Origin of the sequence: Vibrio sp. V39_P1S14PM300 (assembly GCF_009904765.1) — a bacterium.
In the GTDB taxonomy this organism is placed as follows: domain Bacteria; phylum Pseudomonadota; class Gammaproteobacteria; order Enterobacterales; family Vibrionaceae; genus Vibrio; species Vibrio proteolyticus.
Genome location: NZ_WXWP01000097.1, coordinates 1 through 21,244 on the forward strand (window position 1 = coordinate 1; position 21,244 = coordinate 21,244).

The following is a 21,244-nucleotide window of genomic DNA, read 5'->3' on the forward strand; positions in this document are numbered from 1 at the left end:
AAACAAACTGTAAAAAAGAATATTGACAGCTCAGTGACAACAATAATAACAGGATTTATTATCACGTAATTCAGGGGAAATCCAATAGTGACCTAATACCCTACTCCACCACCCAAAAGCCGACCGTCTGGCCGGCGATCGCCATTTACTCTTCGAGTAGTTCCGTCAAAATTTGTTTGTAGACCTCAACCGGCTGAGCACCGCTGATCGCACTGCTGCGATTGAACACCACAGTCGGAACAGACGTAATGCCAAGCTCACGCCAGCTCTGTGCGTTCCCTTCAACAGCCGCTCTTACTGCGACATCGTCCAGCCTCTGCATTGCGTCATCGGCATTGAGCCCCACCGCCTGAAGTTCCCTGACTAGGGTTTCACGATCGGCAACATTTTTGCGCTCGGCAAAAAAGGCATTGAATAAACGTAGTTTGAGCTCCGTTTGTTTGCCCTGTTCTTTAGCGTACTGCAATAAGATGTGTGCTTCGCGGGTATCGTACGTGCGCATCTCTTCAAAATAATCGAACTGAAATCCTACCTCGGCGCCCAAACGTGTCAGGTTCTCTCGGGCCTGTACGCTTTCCTGCGCTGTGGTACCGTATTTTTTCGCCAGGTGTTCACGCAGGTTTTCACCCTCTGGTGGTAGATGCGGATTGAGTTCAAACGGTTGCCACTCGATGGAGATTTGCTCTTCGATGCCGAGCTCCTGAATTGCCTGCTCCAGGCGCTTGTAGCCGATGATGCACCAAGGGCACACTACGTCCGAAACAATATCGAGCTGAATTTTATTCGCCATACTTTACCTTACTTAGGGGTTATGTGGTTTATTATGGTAACCTTTACGTTAGTTTCAACCAGTTTACTTTTTGTAACCTGAAAATCAGGAACCCAACAGCATGAAAAGTGACATCCAGGTCGACAGTCGCGGGCGAAAATCTGTCGTTAACGCCTGTAGCGAGCCCAGTGCCATTGAGAAGGGAATGCGTCTGATTGGCGGTAAATGGAAAGGATCAATCATCTATCACCTTAAAGACGGACCGGTTCGGTTTAACGATATGGCTCGAATGCTCGGTGGTGCGAGTAAAAAGATGGTGGCTCAAAGGCTTAAAGAGCTGGAAAGTGAAGGGATGGTGCTGCGTAAAGTGATCAGTGAACGCCCTATCGCCGTCAGCTACGAGCTGACCGACTTCGGGCGCAGTGCACTGAAAATTCTCGATGATCTGCGTGTCTGGTCCGAAGCCCATCAAATCAAAATTCGCCAGTCCAACCAGCGTCGCGATGGCTGATCGCGTTTAGCGCATTTCAAACAACTCATGGTGGAAACGACGAGCGTCAAACCCTTGTTCTTGCAAGCCTCGGCGCAGTGAATCTGCAAACATCGCCGGGCCGCAAAACCACACATTGCGCTTGAGCAATCCCGACACTTCCCGCTGCAATCGCTCTGCGGTCAGACGAGCATCGCTCCGGCTGTCGAGCACGCGTAACGTCACATTCGCCAGACGCGCACTGTGATGCAATTCCTCAATCAAGCTCGGATCCGGACACGCAGTGCAGTAGTACATGATGGTCGGATAACTCGATGGATGATTCACTCGCTCCTCAAGAATAGATTTAAATGCGGCAATACCTACCCCTCCGGCAATCCACAAAGCCGGCCCTTCATCAGTGAATGCAAACTCACCATACGGGCCTTCAACCGTCACTTCGTCACCAGCGCTCAGGCGGCCATTCAAACCGCAGGTGAAATCCCCCAGCGCTTTGATCATAAACTGCAACTGATGCGAACCGTCATCATAAGACGCAATAGTAAATGGGTGTGCTTCATGTCCCTGGCAGCGCAAATAGGCAAACTGTCCGCTTTGATGCCCTTTCCATTCGGGAACATCAATCACCAAGTGGGTCACCTTATTACACTCATGGTAAGTCACTTCACGCACTATGCCTGGGTACCGGCGCGCACGGCCAATGCGATTGCTCAGGCTCCAGAGTGCCGCAAGCACGCCCACCAGACACATTCCAATCACAAGCAACGCTACGGGCTCTTGCCAGTAGTTTCGCTTAATCAATACGACGGAGTGAAAACCGATCGCGAGAAAGCATACCGCCATCAATTTATGAGACCACTTGAATCCTTTGTATTTAACGATTTTGCTGAGTGAGATAAGCGCCAGTACCAACAGCAGGTAAAACGCCAACTCTCCGACCGATTTAGCCTCGCTGTGCCAGGGAGCCACCAGCGCGAACCAGGAATCAGGGTCTGGCGGGATATGATTTTTAACGGGTTTGCTGAGTAGCCCCCACGATACAAGGTATTTAGGGACTTTGATGATAAGCCAGTGCACAATCGCGGTGGTGACAGCGCCAATCCCTAACCATTTGTGCCAGCGATACGACTTGTCCAGGCCATGCGTCAACTTCTCTACCCAAGGCAGACGCAACGCAAGCAACATGACCATCACCATCAGCGTGACTGACAGTATGCCACTCAGTTGGATCAGTGCGGCCCGAACCTGAAAGAAACTTCCCGAGATCAGAACGGCACTGTCAGCTGACCACCAAAACGCCGTCACCATCAACAGCACCGCCGCGGCTAAACCATAAAGTTTACGCATGTTCACCACTCCACAAATTCAGACACCATTATCGTATAACGTGCTGCGTAAAATGGCGTCAAAAGTCAGTAAAGGTATGTAAAGTCGTTTAAGGAGAGCAGCGTTGGAAATACGGAGCGATCAATCCGCCCCGTTCAGAGGAACATCAGACGGCCTGTGCGTCAAAACGTTCACGTGGCTCAACCAACTCCTGTTGCGCCGCAATAGTCTGAAGCTCCCACTCACCACGTTGGTGTGTCTCTTTCAACACGGCGTAACAGGCGTTATGCGCATGTTCAAATGCCTGCTTAGGAGACAATCCTTTTAACAACGCCCCGGTAAACAACGCAGAGATCAAATCGCCAACACCCACCGGTTGCTTATCAAATGGCAGATGCGGACGCTGAGCAATAAAGCACCCTTCTTGCGTGGCAAGCATCATAGTGAATTGCTGCTCGGAAACCGAGTGTAAATGCTTCACCAGTACCACGCTTGGCCCCTTTTCAAGTGCTTTACGACACGCCGTCACCGCATCATCAAGATGACGGATCTCAATATCAACAAACTGACTCAGTTCAAACTGATTCGGCACAATCACATCGGCCATCGGCATAACATCATTAATCAGGTGTTCTGCAATGCCCGGTGCCACTATGCACCCTTTATCGGGCGCTCCCATAACCGGATCACACACGTAAAGCGCATCGGGGTTGGCGGCTTTTACTTGCTTGACCGTATCCATAATCGCCAGACACTGCTCTGCACTCCCCTGATAACCAGAGAGTACGGCCAGACAATGCTCTAACTGACCGATGTTCTGCATCCCATTCACCAGGGTATTAATGTCTTGCGCCGAGAACGCCTGTCCGGTCCAGCCTTGCTGGTATTGAGTGTGATTGGAAAATTGAACCGTGTGGATTGGCCACACTTCGAAACCCATGCGTTGTAACGGAAAGACGGCGGAACTGTTGCCCGCGTGACCGTAAACCACATGCGACTGGATTGAGAGAATGCCTTTCATCGAAGCGCCTAACTGTATTCGTAAAGGTCAGTACTTTACTCTCTGGCACGCAATAATCGTAGTGCTTTTGATGAAATCGTTATTTTCATTTATTGAGGCGTGAGATGGATCAGGTTCAACCCGACAAGCCCGCGGGCTGAACCCTAGACAGCTATAAGCTCATAATTTTCTTGAACTCTTCTTCGGAATATTTCTTCTCGGTACTTTTGGTCATGTCGGTCAGCATTTTGTAGCGTAACTCAGTCGCAAGCGACAAGGTGCGCTGCAATTGTCCAAACGAGTAATCCGCCGCCATGCTCATGGCTGCCTGCTTGTCTGTACGGTAGAGTGATTTTAAAGTCATATCCAGATTACTGACCTGTTGATACAGCTTGGTTTCCTCTTCACCCCAGGTGCGGTGTAGCATAGGCAGATATTTGTCCGGATTAGCAGAGGCCAACGCCGTCAGGCTACGAAACTGCCAATAGGCCGATTGATCAGAATATGTGTCACTGCCCACCTGGTAAGCATGCGGATAATTGTGCAAGGTGGAATACAGAGGCACCAACACCGACTCCGGCAGGACACCAAAACTCTGCCAAATCAACCCCTGCAACTCTTGTGGCATCTCTTTACGCAGTTGGATGACGTGCGATTCAAGCTGGCGCTCTACGCGCATTGGCCGCTCAGCCTTACCTTCCAGTTCCGTCCCCTGATAAGTGGCACTCAAGACATCCGCTACCGCAGCTACCGAGATTTTCTTATCCGGTTTCATGAAGAGCGGATACTGCGATTGACGGGGTAACTGAGTGCGGGAGGTTGTGAGCATCTTCTGACCCAGCCACTCGCGATCAGTGTTGTACACGTCGCCAACGACACCAAATGCCTTGGCAAAATTGAATGACTTGGCATCCGGATTTTTCAGTAACTGATGTTGCTTCACAAACGCCAACAAACCTTTCGAATGCAGGACATCGGCGCCGTTGAGATCAACACCGTGTACACGCAGACCATTTGCAATCATGGCGTAACTGTCATCCGGCACCTTTACCGCTATCCAGTGGTGGCCCGAGCCAATTTCAAACAGCCACGCCTGATCCACATCCGCGATGTACAGGCTGTTGCCTTCACCTGCGCCAAACTCTTCGATATATCCCCCGAGTAAGACCACCGCTTCCCGAGCTGTTTTAGCCTGAGGTAGGATCAAGCTTGGAATCACGGCTTCGATAACACCATTTTCAACCAACGGATCAGCTTTTTGTGCGCGCTCATTTACCTCGGCACTGGTGGTCGCAGAAATGGCGACATTAAACTGGTTGATGCCCCGCTCTTCATAGTATTTACCCGCGCTGTCGACGGTGTTCGCATCCCAGTCAGGAATGGCAGAATAGGCATAGAATGTTTCCGGCATAGGGACAGTCAGCCCATTGCCCAATGTCCAGTTTCCCGGCTCATTTTGCTGTGCGGGGCGGTAAACCAGATATTTATTCCAGTTATTCACCCCGAAATCTTCATTGCGGGCAATCATAATGCTGCCGTCCGCCGATGCCCCTTTACCCACAATCAGCCCGGTGCAGGCGATCGCGTTCGCACTAAGTGCTGCCGTTACCGCAGCAGAAAGTAAACTCACAGACCATTTCTTCATTGTTGCTCTCCATAAGCTGGATTAACTTTGAATGTTTATTCAATGAGTGTTGTGTATGCGATTGATTATGTAGTTATTTTTGGTAAGTAACGTGAGAGAGTCTAACCAGTCAGGAAAGGAACGGCTGGAAGAACGATCACATCACCAGCCGATAAATTGATAACAAGCATTTTAGATTAAAAGCTGTGAGCGCTATTCCACGTCTTGATTGCCGCTTTACCGGCTTCGACACCGTTTTGATACGCCTGTTGTAGGGATTTAGTATCACGGCTCAACCTTTTGAGCTGGAAACTATCCGGCGGACATATCTGCACGATCTCCACACCGTGAGGCGGATTTTCGATGAGCTCCACGGCTTGGTTGTAGCGAATGTCCCGTGTCAACATCGGTTCAATTAAAGCAGGGGTATGACGCAGTAAATGACGCATCAAACCGGGAAATTTCGCTGGAGACTTGCGATATGCCGACGGACGGCTACGCAGCACCATAATCCGCTTGGCTCCCCGACGAATGGCTTCAGCAACCGGAATCGCATCAGCAACGCCACCGTCAACGTACGGCACGCCGCCGAGTAACACTCCGCGACGGTAAGCGATTGGTACAGCGCTGCTGGCTTTCATCGTTTCAGCCAGCAACGCAAGCTCCGGCGTATGGTACTCTGCAGCGCCCGTATCCTGCCGCGTCACTCCCAGAAAAAACGGCCGCGACTCCTGTTTGAGGGTATGCATGTCTATCCCCAGCTCGGCCAGAGTCACCGTCCACATCCAGTCCAGATCCATTAAATCACCACCGCGCAGAAACTGCCCGGGGCGGACAAATTCACGGCGACAACTGTAGTCGGTATAAATTTTCAGGTTTCGCCCCGGCATTTTGGCCAGATAGGCCGCAAGATTACTGGCACCAGCCGATACTCCCCAAAAACTGTCAAACGGAGAAAAATCCTGCGCTAAAAAGCTATCCAGCACGCCACACGAGAAAACACCTCGCATCGCGCCACCTTCCACGATGAGTGCATTTGGGCCAATTTGCTGTGTCATTTGAGTTCCGAATCCGTAGAGTCAAAACACTAGCCTACCGCAAATACCACGGCTAACCAATTCTCGTTCACAGTTTCCAGCTAAAACGTACGTTGTAAACGTCTGATTTTTCGCCGGTATTAATATTGTCATCACCAAACGGCACAGCGTATTCAAGCGCTATATTAAAATCGCTGCCACGCCCGATTTCTACCCCCAGCGCATAAGAACTTAAATCATGCTCCAGCGGCAGTGTATTGAATTCAGTGTGCGCCGTATCCACCACCACATATGGTTTAATAAAATAACGGTTAAGACCATAGTTATAGAGCAGCTTTAATTCCGCCCCGTAGCCTTTATCGCCCTCAGCCTGACCTTCCGGATACCCACGGCCATAAAATTGACCGCCATACGTCACACGCTCCGAACTGACCAGTTCATCATCGGTGTAAACACCGTTGGCTTTTACGATTGCGCTAAAGTCCTGAAGAATTTGATAAGACGACGCCAGGCTGGCTTCAAATATCGTGAAGTCCATGTCCTGACTCAACTGGCGGGTTCCGTTACTGTCGGAAACATCGTTGCGACGTCCACCCAGATCCACCCCTTGTTTGACCCGTACATCACCAAACAAAGAGAGCGACTGCCATTTGCGATAGTAGTTCGTGTTGAGCGCCAGTGACGAATATCGGGTATGCTGGCGAGTCTTACCTAACATGGTGTTCAGGTAAGACAACTCGTAGTCATTTTTCTCGTCAGTATGATAAATACCACCACCCACTTTCCAGCGCTGATTGACGGTCAACCAGATCGGGTATTCGAGAGTATATTGATAGCGGTCACGCGTTTTATCCTGATCCACATCGACATACAGGTTTCCTACCGGCAAACGGCTGTCAGACGTGTCTTCATAGCGGCTCCACTGGAACCGTCCAACCAAACCAGAATCCAACCAGTTATTGTCCATTCCCACGGCATAATAACGTTCGTCATCCCCATCCAGCGGGACCAACCCCGAAACACTGAACTGCTCAAAGAAGCCATTCAACGATTTCAACTTCAAAGACACGTATAAGTTGTCGTCGTCATGCTCCTGCTTGCTGAACGACACACCAGGTTCGACCCATTCTCGTTCTTTCACTTCAACGCGAATAGAGGTCGCACCCGACAAAGTTTTTGGCCTCGGTAAACCAATGTTGAACGTATAGCCCGGGATCTGCCCAAGCAAGAGCACTGCCCGCTCCAGTGTATCTCGGGTTAACGGCTTTTCGTTTTTCAACGGAGCCAAGATTGCATTCACGCGCTGACGAATGCTGTCCTGCTCTATCTGCACTTCTTCACGTGCAATGTGTCCTTCGATCAAGGTAATGGTCAATTGACCATCCGCAGAAAAACCCTTTTTGGTGACTGTCGCAAACGAGAGCGGATAACCTTTGTCCTGATACAACTGGGTGATCGCCTGCACCGTAGTGGTCACCAGCTCAACCGAATACGCCTGATTAATCAGCGGGCTCACTTGCTGACTGAGTTCATCCAGACCAATCACCGTGCCACCCGCAAAATGAATGGAGCGTATGACCTGAGCTTGTTCGGTCGCAACCGGGGATTCGACGGGTTCGATATCTAACTGAGTTTTGGAAACTCCGACTGCGTCGGGGATGGATTTAGGTTGGGTAATCAGAGGGGGGTCTTTGGCCTGGCTAACACCACTGACACCAAAGAAGAGCGCCGGTGCGGCTAGCACGGCAACAATATTCGATTTCTTCATTCACGCTCCCTGCGAAAAAGGTAACATGAGGCAGCCCTAGAGTGCTGCCAACATGTTACCGGACTCCCTCACTACGCGTTTACCGCGCCAGCGAGCCACTTCTTGTCATTCTTATCCTTACAACAGCTTACCAAGCAATGGATCCAGTACCTGGTTGTCAACGCTGTCGAGTAAGCCTGCTTCTTCCGTTTCAGACTCGGTTTGCAGCACCGAATTCAGTGTTTCGTTGAGCACACTGGTTTGTTCACTGTCACCCAACAGAGAATCATTCACTCCGTTCAACAGATCAGCTGTGTTATCCACTAAACCGGAAGACTCTCCCGACTCCGTACCGAGTGTTGTTGTTCCGGCCACCAGACTGGACGTCACTTGCGAAATGGTATCACCCCCCAGCGCATCGGTATTGAGCACATCACCACTGAGCAACCCGGATGTTTTCAAGAGTGATCCCAGATCCTGTGTCAATATGGTCTGGTTACCATCCACTTCGGTCAGCACACCCGTAACGGACGCCAGTGTCGAATCGCCGTCCAACACCTGCTGACCATCAAGTGAGCCGGTATTAGATAGTTGAGTGTCTAAGGTAGATAAAGTGCTGGTCAGAATGCTGTTTGTATTGTCTGAAGATTCATCCATCACCAAGGCAGTCAATCCATTGTCACCGATAAACACGGTTCCCAACCCGTCCACATAACCTTCCGGATTGGACAGCAGGGCCTGAGTCCCCTCAACCAGATTGTTTCCGGTCAGGAATACAAACTGAGGGCCATTTTCTTGCAGATCATCCGTGTCCTGAAACAAGACTAGCGCATTGCCTTTCAGATCTATCATTCCGTTCGTTTCTGTCACCAATGGTGCGGTCACCGCAGACAACGTCGCCGCAAGGTTGTACAAACCACCATTTTCATCTGCCACATGGAACTGCAGCGTATCGCCAACCTGTTCCAACGTGCCACCCAGTTCAGAGACTGTGCCGCCTGCGTAAGTCAGGATACCGGTTTGGTCGTTCAGTTGAACAAAGACCGGTAACGCATCTAACTGAGCAATGGCATCACCGGCGGACACCACCGTGGTTCCGGTTTGTGCCAGAGCGCCAGTGGCTCCTTCAAGTGTGGTGTTAAGGTAATTTCCGTCAAGCGAAGCGGGATCCAGTGGCAAGCCACTGCCTAGTTCTGTTACCACCCCCCCAAGGTTCACCAACACGTCGCCGGAACCTGTCGTTATCGAATCGGCATAATCCGGCAGATCGCCCTGACTAATCACGTTGCCAACATCTGTCACCAAATTACCGTCTTCTTCAGCCACATCATCATTGACGTTATTGTCATCTTGTTTCGCATCATCATCCGTTGCAGAGGCGACGCTGTTTACATCGGAGCCACCACCGCCACCAGATGCAGAACCGGATCCGGAACCACTGCAGCCAGCGACGGAGAGAAACAGCGTGAGCAGTAGTGCCACGCCAGTTAATGAGGTTGAATTATCCATTGCTTGTTCTCCTTGCGCACACATGAACCGATCGAATCCCTAACCGCCCTCAGGTTGTGGCTTCATCAGTTTTTGGTCATTGCAAAGGTAAGCTAGGAGGCGATTGAACGAGTATCAAATATTAATGAGATGAATATTAATTAGCAGTTGGCGTGCCAGACGCCCGGGAGGTTATTGGTCTCGGTCTCAACTCCCTATCACCCCTTGCCATTGGTGGCGCTGAGCCAGCTGATTCAATATTTCAATATCGCGTTGCGTTTCGCTCTGTAGCCAAAGCAACAAGTCGTCGATCACCGGTGAAGGTTGGCGGTAGTGACAAAAGTATCGCCAGGCACTGTATTCGACATGGGTTCCTTCCGGACATTGTAAATACCCTTCATGTAATTCCGGCAAAACCAGCAATAAATCAGTCACCGTCACTCCTTGCCCGGACAAACACGCACTGAGTGCCAGGTCCAACGTGTAGAAGGTAGTCTCTCGGACCCGACTCGCTTTTCCTGCCTGGTTTTTCTCCAGCCACAATCGCCAGTCTTCATGATCTAAGGTTGAGTGGAGGCGCGGCAAAGTTAGTATCGAATCGGTGTTGAACGTATCATCCAGTAAACTGGACGCACACACCGGTGCCATATACTCTTCGCGCAAAAAAATCATCCCAGGCTCTTTGCCATAACGATCTTTTAGCCGGGTGCTGAAAATCAGCAAATCATAATCGCTGGAATGAAGGCTGGACTCTTCGTCAATCGTCGGCACTATCACGATTTCATGATCCGGATAACGGTCATTCAAAATTCGCACTTTGGGCATTAAAACACGAGTCGTATAACTCAACGCGGCTTTTATGACGATGCGCTTTCGCTGTGGCGCTTTCCAGGACGCCACCAACGTTTCAACGGCCTGATAGTTCTTGCGCAAAGTGTTGCTTAATGCCAACCCTTGCTCGGTCAATGTGATAGCGCGATGTTTACGCACGACTAAAGATGCGCCCAGATCATCCTCAAGTTGCTTAACCTGGCGACTGACCGCACTCTGAGTTACGTTCAGCTCATTAGCAGCAAGAGTAAAACTCATCAGCCTGGCAACCGCCTCAAACGCTTTTAGTCCATTGTGTGAATAGGGAAGATTCGGATACGGTGTCATTCGTTTTTTCACATGAGTTTAAGGAATACCAGATTGGCATAAAAGTCATTTGAACACCAGCCCGTAAGCCCTTACCTTTACCTCAAACAATAATGAGGCTGTTATGAAAAAAATTCTGTCGCTGGCATTTCCACTGATCATCTCGCAAATGATCTCCATGGCTCTGGTGCTGACTGATGTGTGGATGATGTCCAAACTGAGTGTGTCAGCACTCGCGGCTGGCGGCCTCGGCGCATCTATTTACTCATTCGTGTTTATTGTCGCAGGCAGTACTGTCGGTTGTGTCGCTAACCTGATCGCCATCGCGTATGGTCAGCGAATTGCACGCCCGGAGTTTGGTAACCAACAAATACGTCTGGCAGTGAAAGGCGCCGTGTTGCTTTCCGTCATTCTCACTGTTCTGCTGACGATCAGTTTTTTGTACGTACCAAACTTACTGGCGCTGGCGCATCAGCCTGACGCCATCATTGATTCAGCGATGATTTACGTTAATGCCTTGAAATGGGCTATGTTGCCCTCGCTGTTACTTCTGGTATTGCGCGGGCTCACCAGCGCGTTGGGAAATGTGCGCTCGATTATGGTGATGTCGGTACTGACGGTGATCCTCAACGTTCCAATCAGCTACGTGCTGGCATTTCCTCTCGGTTTGGGGCTCAGTGGCCTCGGGGCAGGTACTACCCTGGCCGCACTGACGGTAATGATCGGATACGCAGTTTGGGTATTCAAGCGTCCCGAATACCAACAATTTGCCCCATGGCGAAATGTTAACGAGTATTCATTGTCATTGATGACTCCTCTGCTCACCATGGGGCTTCCGATCGCTCTGGCGGCACTGCTGGAGCATGGGCTGATCTACGGTGGCACACTCATGGCAGGCGCCATCGGTGTGGTGGCTTTAGCGTTGCACCAAATTCTCCTGCAATGTCTGAGTTTTACCTGGAATATCAATTTTGGTTTTTCTCAGGCCGCAGCCATACTGGTTGGTCGCGACTTTGGCGCAGAAGATTATGCCGGTATCAAACAAACCGCCTCACGCAGTTTCTGGCTGGTAACCGTTATGAGCGTGGTCATGGCGGGCGCATTTATTGCCTGGCCAAACGTGATTGCTGATATGTTCCAGCTTGATCAGGGTGAAGGCGGTATGACTGAACTGCTATACGCGGTAATCTGGGTGGTCGCTCTGTCGTTCATCGTCGATGCCTGGCAGCTTCTCGCAATCAACCTGTTGCGTGGTATGAAGATTGTCATCGCCCCCACAGTAATGACCGCCATCGGTTATTGGGTATTCGGCCTTCCTGCTGCCTGGTGGCTAATGGAGCGCTATGGTTTGGGCGGCATCTGGGCCGGAATCGGAGTCGGATTGGGCGTCACCGGCATTTTGTTGCTCTTCCTGCTAATGAAGGCCATTCGTAAACAAAGTTACACCTTAGACAGCATCACCGTTTAAGTATTGAAACATGACGAAGTCTGCTACCATTCGCCCGGGTATTGTATGCGGGCGAATGGGCATGACCGATCTCGACATTGAACTTGAACATATTCTGCTGGAGATCCGAGCGGAACGCTGGAACCAGCTCGACCGTTTCCTGTTCCCCTACTTCTGTTTTCGTGAAGGTTACCTGACCAAACAGGGTAAACCAGACTGGGAGGCCGCACGCGCTCAGTCTCCGCGCTCGTCAAAAATTATGCAGGTGAAACACGCTTGCCTGGAGCCCTTGCTTCCCAATGAGGCCTTGATCGGAGAGCTGAAACGTCATACCCGAGATGGCAACCTGACCCTTGCGAGCCTCAAACGAATTCTCGCTACCGCCCTGCAATATGCAGTCATCAGTAAAGAGGAAAAACAAGCCTTAAGCTCGCTTGGTTTGGCTGATGCTATGCCCCCAGAATGGTACCGCTCCGCAGAACGGACCATCCATGCCCGATTTGACGCCGCTAACATCAAGATTAACTAGTCTATACCGTCTCACTTTCTAGACCTTTTGGATTATTTATCCCTTGGGGTTGCCTTCCTTGCTGGCATTTTATTGATAAAAGACTAGATTAAAAAGTGCAACCGCATTCACTGCATTCACTCGGTGAGTACGGCCAACTGGAAGGCGTTGTTCTAGGCCTGTTTCGTCCGTACCGACATGACGTATCGTCACCGTCAGAGCACTCAGGTCAGGACATCATTAAAAGGTGTTTCCGTCATGTTTGGCTCTAAATTTATGAATCGCACGCTGATTATATTCTGCCTCACAGTGCTGTGGATTCTCCTCTTCGCCCAATCCCCCTGGATCTCCGACAGCGAGATTCAAACATTGTTTGGCTATTTGGCGGGAGCATTAAATTCAGGACTTCACCGCCTGACATCGCTGTTTATGCTGGAACATTTCGATGCTCAACAAGCGTATACCGTCGTCACCACGGATAATGACAAAACGATTCATGATGTTTGGGTGTCCATCAGCCAGTGGTTCAGTGTGCTATTTGCCGGACTGGTCGACGCGTTTCATAAACTGGCAAATAGTATCTCACTCGGTGCTCGTCAGTTATCCGAATACCTTGCTCACCTGACATCCCCGTCAGAATTAACCACCCATCAGGCGGATATTCCTCCCCATCAGCACAGCATATTGCAAACCTGGTGGACCTTACCTTTCTTCTGCATTGGGATTGGTTTCCTCTATCTGACCAGTCAACGCCGGGTTAATACCTTGTCACGCATCAATGCCCAACTTAAAGCGGCGCTGGCCAAAGCCGAGGCGGCATCAAAAACCAGCCTGCAGTTTCTGGCCAATATGAGTCATGAGTTACGAACCCCGATGAACGGTGTGTTAGGGGTCTCTCAACTGGTGGAGCAGGAAACCAGTGAACTCAGTACACGAGAAAACATGCGCGTAATCCAAAGCACCGGTGACCATCTGATCACTATCGTGAACGACATCCTCGACTTCACCAAAGCGGAAAACCATAAGCTGACGCTCGAATCCACGCCGTTTACCCTGGATCAGGTCATCACACCGGTGAATGCCGCCATGACGCCTGTGGCCATGAATAAGAATCTTTGCCTGCTGATCCGTAACGATGTACCGGATTCGATCACCTTCACAGGCGATAGCACCCGACTGCGTCAAATTATTTTTAATTTGGTCGGTAACGCCGTCAAATTCACCAAACAGGGGCACGTCATGCTGCAGGCAAAACTGCTAAACGATGACGCGCACTCGCTGCAAATTACCGTTACCGATACCGGGATTGGTATCGCAGAAGAAAAACTGGACGCAATTTTCCACAGCTATCAGCAAGCGTCGTCATCAACGACCCGCGAATTCGGGGGAACAGGTCTGGGACTGGCAATCGCCAAGCGCCTGACCGAGTTAATGGATGGAGAAATAACAGTGAAAAGTACCGAAGGACTGGGATCCAGCTTTGTCATCACGATGCCGCTGCCTTTTGAAACTGAGGCTCGCGCGGGTATGGCGGCAAACTTCAGTGAAACCAAGCGTTATCATGGTCGTCCGCTACGGATCCTGATTGCCGAAGACAACCGTCTGAACGGGCTGATCGCCCAAGGATTCTGTCAGCGACTGGGCCACCGAGCGGATCTGGCTGAAAATGGTCGACAAGCGGCTGATATGGCAAGAGACATCGGTTACGACGTTATTCTGATGGACAACAACATGCCGGAAATGGATGGTGTACAGACCACTCGTTACATCCGAGAACAGCTGCAGTTATCGATGCCCATCTTTGCGTACACCGCAGATGTTTATGAAGATACACTCAGTGACTTCATGCAAGCTGGCGCCGACCATATTCTTGCTAAACCGCTGCAAATGCACTGCTTTGACGAAGCGTTGAGTCAGTTCGCCGACCGATTTGATCAGGATCGCAAAGCGTCGGGTTCCTGAATTGAACCAAAACAAAAGGCGATGCCAGTGCGCATCGCCTTTTGCGTTTTCTCCACACCAGCATGTGGTTAAGAATCGCTGTTCATCCACTCTTGCTGTGAGACAACTTTGTGATCTTTCAGCGTCACTTCGACCGCTTTTTGCCCTTGAGAGTTGAATCCGGTAACTTTGCCATCAGCCAGTTTGCCTTTAACGTACTTAGCTTCAAACGATTTTTTGCCGTTTGGATAAAAACGATCAACCACACCGTTCTTTTCACCATCTTTAAATTCACCGGCAAAACGTTTTTCTCCGTTGTCGTACCAAAGCGTCACTTTCCCATCAACCTTGCCCTTTTGATAGCTCATATCGGCAATTTTTTGACCGTTATACGCCCATTCCTGATACTGGCCATTCAGTTGATCTGAGGTGTAATTCGCCTGTTTCGCCATCTGCCCATTGTCATACCAGGTTTGTGTCTGACCATTAAGCTGCCCACCCTGGTAATGGACTTTAGATGACACCTGGCCATTACTGTACCAAGCCGTTTCTATGCCTGTTTCTTTGCCTTTGACGAAGTTTGCCTGAATGGCATTCTGACCGTTATCAAATTTCTGTAACAAGGTTCCGGTGAATGGCTCCTGGTGATTCACCTGATAAGCCAACCCATGACGAATCTGGACATAATTGACCGTATCGCCCTGAGATTGTTGCTCTGCAGCGTATGCACCGCCAGAAACCATTAAAACCGCTAATGCTATTGGAATCAGTTTGTTCATAGTCGCACCTACTTTAAGGGAGTGAAAAACGGTCGGTGCTCAGAAGTTAAAATAGAGTCTAAAAGTCAGATTGTAAGTGTTAGAAATGAAAGTTTGGTTTACAAAAACGCAACGAAACTTTTTCATTAACTCACAGTCATTTTATTATTTACCAATGTTTACAATGAGTTAAAAAGAAGAGGAAGGCCATTTAGCACACAACAGATGGTAAAAAGCCCGTGTCACAGACACGGGCTTGCGTAAATTAATTCTGGCCGATTGGCGAATTACAAGAAATTCAGAGACGCAGTTAGGTTGAATGAACCAATATCGTCTTTTGACACTTCGTAACTGGTGTAGCTTGCACCCAGAGACAGCGGACCAAATACAGCGTAATCCGCACCGATACCCCACATAAAGTCGTAATCGTCGTCGTCACCCGCTTTTGAACTCATGTCCCACTTATGTACACCACCTTTGGCGTAAACCTGAAGTGGGCCAAAGTTAATGCTTGGCTTCGCTGCTACGTAAACGTTGTCAAAAGAAGTGTCGTTTTTATTGAAGTCATCAAAACGGTTGTAACCGGCTTCAATACCAATAAACGGTAAGATACCTGTACCTACGTGTACGTTGTATGCAGTACCGTCAGAACCATTGAAGTCTGCAGTACCCACTGATGCACCACCGTAAATCCATGAGTCAGCAGAAGCTGAAGCTGAAGCACCCAGCAGAGCTAGCGCCAGTAGAGTTTTTTTCATAGTTAACCTTCTTTAGTTATCGTGGCAAGGCCGCTAACGGCACCGCCTTGCCGCATTTCGTCACAATTATATTGCTGAGCTACCTTCATGCAAGTCCTGTGCCTGTGGCTGGACCACTAACATGCCTCAATCGCGTTTTTGACACGTTTATCAGAAACAGGATACGGGGTTCCGAGTTGCTGAGCGAAGTAGCTGACTCGTAACTCTTCAATCATCCAGCGAATTTCCTTCACTTCTTCCGGAATCGCCATGCCTTTCGGAATTTTATTGAGCAACTCTTTATAGTCACTACTGACTGATTCAATCTTCAACATGTGCAGGCGATCTTTGTTCGGATCGATCGGCAGTTTTTCCATCCGACGCTCAATGGCTCGCATGTAGCGCAAAATATCCGGCAGACGTTGCCAACCGCACTCAGTCGCGAATCCTTTAAAGATAAGCCCTTCAATTTGCGCTTTGATGTCAGACAAGGCAAACGCCATCGAAAAATCTATCTTACCTTTCAACTTCTTGTTGATGTTGAACGCCGTGGTCAGAATGGTTTCCACCTGTTTAGCGATGTCCACCACCGTATCTCCCAGTTCAGCCCGGACATGCTCTTTCAACGCCTCAAACTGAGCTGGCTCCCACACCAAACCACCCTGCTCCTGGATGAGCTTATCAACACCACAAGCAATGCAGTCATCAATCAAGTCGAGCACTTTGCCATACGGGTTGAAGTAAAGCCCCAGCTTGGACTTATTAGGCAAGTTGGCGTGCAGATACTTAATTGGCGAAGGAACGTTAAGCAGAATCAAACGACGCTGCCCCTGACGCATCGCGGCATGCTGCTCCTGCTCAGTCTCGAATAGCTTGATTTCAACACTGTCTTTACCATCGACCAGCGCCGGGAACGCTTTGACATCATAGCCGCCCCGTTTTTGCTGATACACTTTCGGCAACTCACCAAAACTCCAGGTATGCAGGCCTTGCTGCTCAATGTCGTCATCGGCCACTTTCGATAAGGTTTCCTGAACTTTATCTTTCAGACTCTCTTTAAGTTCATGCAGATCTTTGTGTTCCTTCAGCTTGCGATTGCGGTGATCCACCGCGCGGAACGTGACTTTCAAGTGCTCTGGCACCTGATCGAGATTCCAGTCTTCACGCAACACTTCAACTCCCGTCATGCGGCGCAGTTCTTTTTCCAACGCGTCCAACAACGGGGCCTCCATCGGAGTCACACGGGCAAGAAATGCATCGGCATAGTTTGGGGCCGGAACAAAGTTCTTACGCAGCGTTTTCGGCAAAGCTTTGATTAAAGAAACCACCAGTTCATGGCGCAACCCCGGGATTTGCCAGTCAAAACCCGCCGGTTCAACCTGATTAAGGATCGGCAATGGCACATGTACAGTGACACCGTCACTATCATCACCCGGTTCAAACTGATAACTCAGCTTAAGTTTCAATCCATTTTGGTACCAGAAGTTCGGATAATCGAGATCAGTCACATGGCTGGCATCGCCTTTAAACAGCATCTCTTTTTCGAAATTCAGCAACTCTGGTGTGTCTTTGGCGACGTGCTTCCACCAGGTATCAAAATGACGACCGGACACCACTTCCGTACCAACACGTTGGTCGTAGAAATCAAACAGCTCATCGTCATCGACCAGGATGTCCCGGCGGCGGGATTTATGCTCCAGCTCTTCCACTTCCTGCAGCAACTTGCGGTTTTGTTTGAAAAAGGCGTGTTTGGTTTCCCACTCCCCTTCAACCAGTGCGCTGCGAATGAAAATTTCACGACTGACCGTGCTGTCGATGTTGCCATAGTTCACTACACGCTTTGGTACGATTGGAATGCCGTACAGTGTGACTTTTTCATACGCCATCACCGCGGCACGTTTCTTCGACCAATGCGGCTCACTGTAACTGCGCTTAATCAGGTGTTTTGCCAGCGTTTCAATCCACTCCGGCTGAATCTTAGCAATGACGCGCCCCCACAGTTTAGAGGTTTCCACCAGCTCAGCCGACATCACCCATTTCGGCTGCTTCTTAAATAATCCGGACGCCGGGAAGATATGGAAACGGGCATTCCGCGCTCCCTGATACTCATTCTTCTCCTGATCTTTCATACCGATGTGCGACAACAACCCAACCAAGATCGCACTGTGCACACCGTGATAGCTTGCTGGCTCATCATTGAGCTTGAACTCCATTTCTCGCATCGATTGATGGATTTGGAAATAGACATCCTGCCACTCACGGATACGCAGGTAGTTGAGATAATCTTGCTTACACTGTTTACGGAACTGATTACCCGTCAACGCTTTCTGCTGCTTCTGCACGTACTCCCACAAATTCACAAACGTCAGAAAGTCCGATTCTTCATGGAAAAAACGGCGATGTTTATCATCTGACGACTGCTGTTTGTCGCTCGGACGTTCACGGGGATCCTGAATCGACAACGCCGATGCAATGATCATCACCTCTTTGAGAGCACCATATTTAGGAGCTTCGAGTACCATACGCGCCAATCGAGGGTCGATAGGCAAACGCGCCAGTTGACGGCCGGTTGCCGTTAGACGTTTTTTCGGATCTTTGGCATTTTCATTGATAGCCCCCAGCTCTTCGAGCAGGCGGACACCATCCTGAATGTTGCGTTTATCCGGCGCTTCAACAAATGGGAATGCCTGAATATCCCCCAGACCAAGCGCAGTCATCTGCAAAATAACCGAGGCGAGGTTGGTACGCAGAATTTCCGGATCGGTAAACTCTGGGCGTGATTCGAAATCCTCCTCCGAATACAAACGGATACAGATACCTTCTTCCACACGCCCACAGCGACCTTTACGCTGGTTGGCGCTCGCCTGCGATATCGGCTCAATCGGCAGACGCTGTACCTTGGTCCGGTAGCTGTATCGACTGATCCGGGCTGTACCCGGGTCAATCACATATTTGATGCCCGGCACCGTCAGTGACGTTTCCGCCACGTTCGTTGCCAGCACAATGCGACGACCGGTATGCGGCTGGAAAATTTTGTTCTGTTCACCAGCGGATAGTCGTGCATACAACGGCACAATTTCGGTCGACTTGAGATTGCGTTTACTCAACGCATCCGCCGTATCACGAATTTCTCGCTCACCATTCATGAAGATAAGAATATCGCCCAGGCCTTCATCGCACAGCTCGTCAACGGCTTCAAAAATGCCTTCTAACTGGTCGCGGTCCCCATCGTCATCCCCTCTTAACGGGCGGTAACGGGTTTCAACCGGATAAGTTCGGCCGGACACTTCAATGATTGGTGCATCGTTGAAATGTTTTGAAAATCGCTCTGGATCGATGGTCGCCGATGTGATGATGATCTTAAGATCAGGACGACGTGGCAGCAGCTCTTTGAGGTAGCCGAGAATAAAATCGATATTCAGACTGCGCTCGTGCGCCTCATCAATGATGATGGTGTCATACTGATTCAGAAAACGGTCATGCTGGATTTCGGCCAACAAGATACCATCGGTCATCAGCTTAATTTGCGTATTGTCGGATATTTGGTCGTTAAAACGCACTTTATAGCCGACAAACTGACCCAGTTGCGTTTCCATCTCTTCCGCGATTCGGTTCGCGACTGAGCGGGCCGCTAGTCTACGTGGTTGGGTATGACCAATCAGGCCATATTTTCCGCGCCCCAACTCAGCACAGATTTTTGGTAGCTGCGTGGTTTTACCTGAGCCGGTTTCACCCGCGACGATCACCACCTGGTTTTCTTCGATGGCTTTCGCTATATCGGCCTTTTTCTGACTGACTGGCAAGATCGCCGGATAATCAATGGTCGGCTCAAATGCCGCACGCTGCTGGGCTTCCGCCATTGATTTGGCGATGTCCAACGCAATTTCATCCAGCACCGCATTACGCGATGCGTCTTTTTTAATTTTAGTGGCGCCGGAAATGCGTTTGCTCAAACGGAATCTGTCCCGCAGCATGCACTCATTCAGCGCCTTTCGCAGTGCCACCGGGCTATTTGTAGCCGCAGATACTGCATTTTGGTTTTCTGGCTGTGACGAAGTCAAAGCGTTTCCTATTCTTTTCATTACATAAAACTGCGCGGATTGTATCACAGCCACATCCCATATACTCAAGCCACTTGTTGAGGCGTAATCCGAACGATTTACTCCCTTTTTGTACTTGTTCTATTTTTTCGAACAAGTACAGCAAAATCCTCTACTTCAACCGTGGACGTAACGCTTTTAATATGTGTCCATACCGAGAAAGCACTACTGAGGAATTGAATATGTCTCGCATCCTAGCACTTAAATCCAGCATCCTGGGCGACTACTCACAGTCAAACAAACTGGTAGATGAGTTCATCAAAAATGTTGACCAAGAAAACCTGACCGTGCGCGACCTGGCAGCCAACCCTCTGCCGGTTCTGGATTTTGGTGTTGCGACCGCTTTGCGTGCAACCGAAGATCTGTCTGACGAACAACAGCATATTGTGGCTCTGTCTGACACACTGATCGAAGAAATCAAAGCCGCAGATACACTGGTTATCGCTGCGCCTATGTATAACTTTACTATCCCAACACAACTCAAAAACTGGATTGATCTGATTGCACGTGCCGGCGTGACATTCAAATACACCGAAGCGGGCGTTCAAGGTTTGATCGAAGGTAAAAAAGCGATTGTTGTCACTACACGTGGCGGAATCCATAAAGATTCACCAACCGATAATGTGACGCCGTACCTGCGCACGGTACTGGGTTTTGTCGGCATTACCGATGTAGAATTTGTGTACGCTGAAGCGTTAAACATGGGTGAAGAGCCTGCCAGTCAAGGGATTGCAGCTGCGAAATCCCAACTGGACGCGTTACCAGTTTAAGATACAAAAAAAGGGAGTTGGCGACACAACTCCCTGATTTTCTGTTCCACTGTCCTAAGTTAAACATCCTTTTTTGACATTTTCAGGTAACTCTCTATTACCCGTTTTGGCGCCGCCTTATCAAGGACTGCGCCTTTTTTATCGCTGCTATTCAGTGAAAAAGAACGATTGATAGCCATTGAGAAATACATGGCAGGCGTGACCTTGCCCCTGAAACAACACCGCCGGACCGGGTGTTGGCGTGCGCCCTCTGGGTTTAGGCAAAATTTTTTCAATACGGTAATCCGTTTCCGTACACGTTACGGACAAACGCTCACGTTTGACACCATCCAATTGCTCGTTGATGCATTCCACCTGAGCCATAA

Annotated in this window: 18 protein-coding genes; 6 read left to right on the forward strand and 12 right to left on the reverse strand. The window is 49.8% G+C overall.

Annotation, left to right across the window (positions count from 1 at the left end; all coding sequences use genetic code 11):
• Positions 1-145: 145 nt before the first annotated feature.
• Positions 146-790: a DsbA family oxidoreductase gene (locus CAG65_RS04505; RefSeq protein ID WP_021703492.1), complete on the reverse strand. Its 645-nt coding sequence runs from the start codon at positions 788-790 to the stop codon at positions 146-148.
• Between the two features lie 100 nt (positions 791-890).
• On the opposite strand from CAG65_RS04505, the gene CAG65_RS04510 reads away from it, so the two are divergent.
• Complete coding sequence (locus CAG65_RS04510) at positions 891-1,280, forward strand: winged helix-turn-helix transcriptional regulator (protein ID WP_161452462.1); 390 nt, start codon at positions 891-893, stop codon at positions 1,278-1,280.
• 6 nt (positions 1,281-1,286) lie between these two features.
• Here CAG65_RS04510 and CAG65_RS04515 read toward each other — a convergent pair whose 3' ends face one another.
• From CAG65_RS04515 to CAG65_RS04545, 7 genes are all read right to left on the reverse strand, one after another.
• Complete coding sequence (locus CAG65_RS04515) at positions 1,287-2,606, reverse strand: ferredoxin reductase family protein (RefSeq protein ID WP_021703494.1); 1,320 nt, start codon at positions 2,604-2,606, stop codon at positions 1,287-1,289.
• Positions 2,607-2,751: 145 nt separating this feature from the next.
• Entirely contained in the window at positions 2,752-3,606 is an 855-nt protein-coding gene (gene pdxY, locus CAG65_RS04520) for a pyridoxal kinase PdxY (protein ID WP_021703495.1), read from the reverse strand.
• Between the two features lie 151 nt (positions 3,607-3,757).
• Complete coding sequence (locus CAG65_RS04525) at positions 3,758-5,230, reverse strand: C69 family dipeptidase (RefSeq protein ID WP_161452465.1); 1,473 nt, start codon at positions 5,228-5,230, stop codon at positions 3,758-3,760.
• Between the two features lie 176 nt (positions 5,231-5,406).
• Complete coding sequence (locus tag CAG65_RS04530; protein ID WP_161452466.1) at positions 5,407-6,267, reverse strand: patatin-like phospholipase family protein; 861 nt, start codon at positions 6,265-6,267, stop codon at positions 5,407-5,409.
• A 67-nt stretch (positions 6,268-6,334) separates the two neighbouring features.
• Positions 6,335-8,014 carry a ShlB/FhaC/HecB family hemolysin secretion/activation protein gene (locus CAG65_RS04535; protein WP_161452468.1) on the reverse strand — a complete coding sequence of 560 codons (1,680 nt, stop codon included), beginning with the start codon at positions 8,012-8,014 and terminating at the stop codon, positions 6,335-6,337.
• Between the two features lie 117 nt (positions 8,015-8,131).
• Entirely contained in the window at positions 8,132-9,502 is a 1,371-nt protein-coding gene (locus CAG65_RS04540) for a collagen-like triple helix repeat-containing protein (RefSeq protein ID WP_161452470.1), read from the reverse strand.
• A gap of 186 nt (positions 9,503-9,688) precedes the next feature.
• Positions 9,689-10,639, reverse strand: coding sequence for a LysR family transcriptional regulator (locus CAG65_RS04545; protein WP_161452472.1), 951 nt, complete (start codon positions 10,637-10,639; stop codon positions 9,689-9,691).
• Positions 10,640-10,742: 103 nt separating this feature from the next.
• Here CAG65_RS04545 and CAG65_RS04550 point away from each other — a divergent pair, with 103 nt between their 5' ends.
• From CAG65_RS04550 to CAG65_RS04565, 4 genes are all read left to right on the forward strand, one after another.
• On the forward strand, positions 10,743-12,086 hold the full coding sequence (locus CAG65_RS04550; RefSeq protein WP_021703501.1) for an MATE family efflux transporter: 1,344 nt from the start codon (positions 10,743-10,745) through the stop codon (positions 12,084-12,086).
• A 10-nt stretch (positions 12,087-12,096) separates the two neighbouring features.
• On the forward strand, positions 12,097-12,594 hold the full coding sequence (locus tag CAG65_RS04555) for a hypothetical protein (protein ID WP_237668746.1): 498 nt from the start codon (positions 12,097-12,099) through the stop codon (positions 12,592-12,594).
• Between the two features lie 95 nt (positions 12,595-12,689).
• Positions 12,690-12,845 (forward strand): hypothetical protein, encoded by a 156-nt coding sequence (locus CAG65_RS04560; protein ID WP_161452474.1) that lies wholly within the window; start codon positions 12,690-12,692, stop codon positions 12,843-12,845.
• The gene (locus CAG65_RS04565; protein ID WP_161452476.1) at positions 12,832-14,535 is read left to right on the forward strand and encodes an ATP-binding protein; all 1,704 of its coding nucleotides are present in this window, start codon (positions 12,832-12,834) and stop codon (positions 14,533-14,535) included. The genes CAG65_RS04560 and CAG65_RS04565 overlap by 14 nt, the downstream gene beginning before the upstream one ends.
• 68 nt (positions 14,536-14,603) lie before the next feature.
• On the opposite strand, the gene CAG65_RS04570 is transcribed toward CAG65_RS04565, so the two are convergent.
• From CAG65_RS04570 to hrpA, 3 genes are all read right to left on the reverse strand, one after another.
• Positions 14,604-15,293: a toxin-antitoxin system YwqK family antitoxin gene (locus CAG65_RS04570; RefSeq protein WP_161452478.1), complete on the reverse strand. Its 690-nt coding sequence runs from the start codon at positions 15,291-15,293 to the stop codon at positions 14,604-14,606.
• Between the two features lie 266 nt (positions 15,294-15,559).
• Complete coding sequence (locus tag CAG65_RS04575) at positions 15,560-16,030, reverse strand: outer membrane beta-barrel protein (RefSeq protein WP_021703505.1); 471 nt, start codon at positions 16,028-16,030, stop codon at positions 15,560-15,562.
• A gap of 116 nt (positions 16,031-16,146) precedes the next feature.
• Positions 16,147-20,091, reverse strand: a complete 3,945-nt coding sequence (gene hrpA, locus CAG65_RS04580) for an ATP-dependent RNA helicase HrpA (protein WP_161452480.1) — start codon at positions 20,089-20,091, stop codon at positions 16,147-16,149.
• Positions 20,092-20,291: 200 nt separating this feature from the next.
• Between hrpA and CAG65_RS04585 the strand changes: the two genes are divergently transcribed.
• The gene (locus CAG65_RS04585) at positions 20,292-20,879 is read left to right on the forward strand and encodes an FMN-dependent NADH-azoreductase (RefSeq protein WP_021703507.1); all 588 of its coding nucleotides are present in this window, start codon (positions 20,292-20,294) and stop codon (positions 20,877-20,879) included.
• Between the two features lie 147 nt (positions 20,880-21,026).
• Here CAG65_RS04585 and CAG65_RS04590 read toward each other — a convergent pair.
• Positions 21,027-21,244 (reverse strand): hypothetical protein (locus CAG65_RS04590; protein WP_161452482.1); only part of this gene is annotated, 218 nt, incomplete at its 5' end.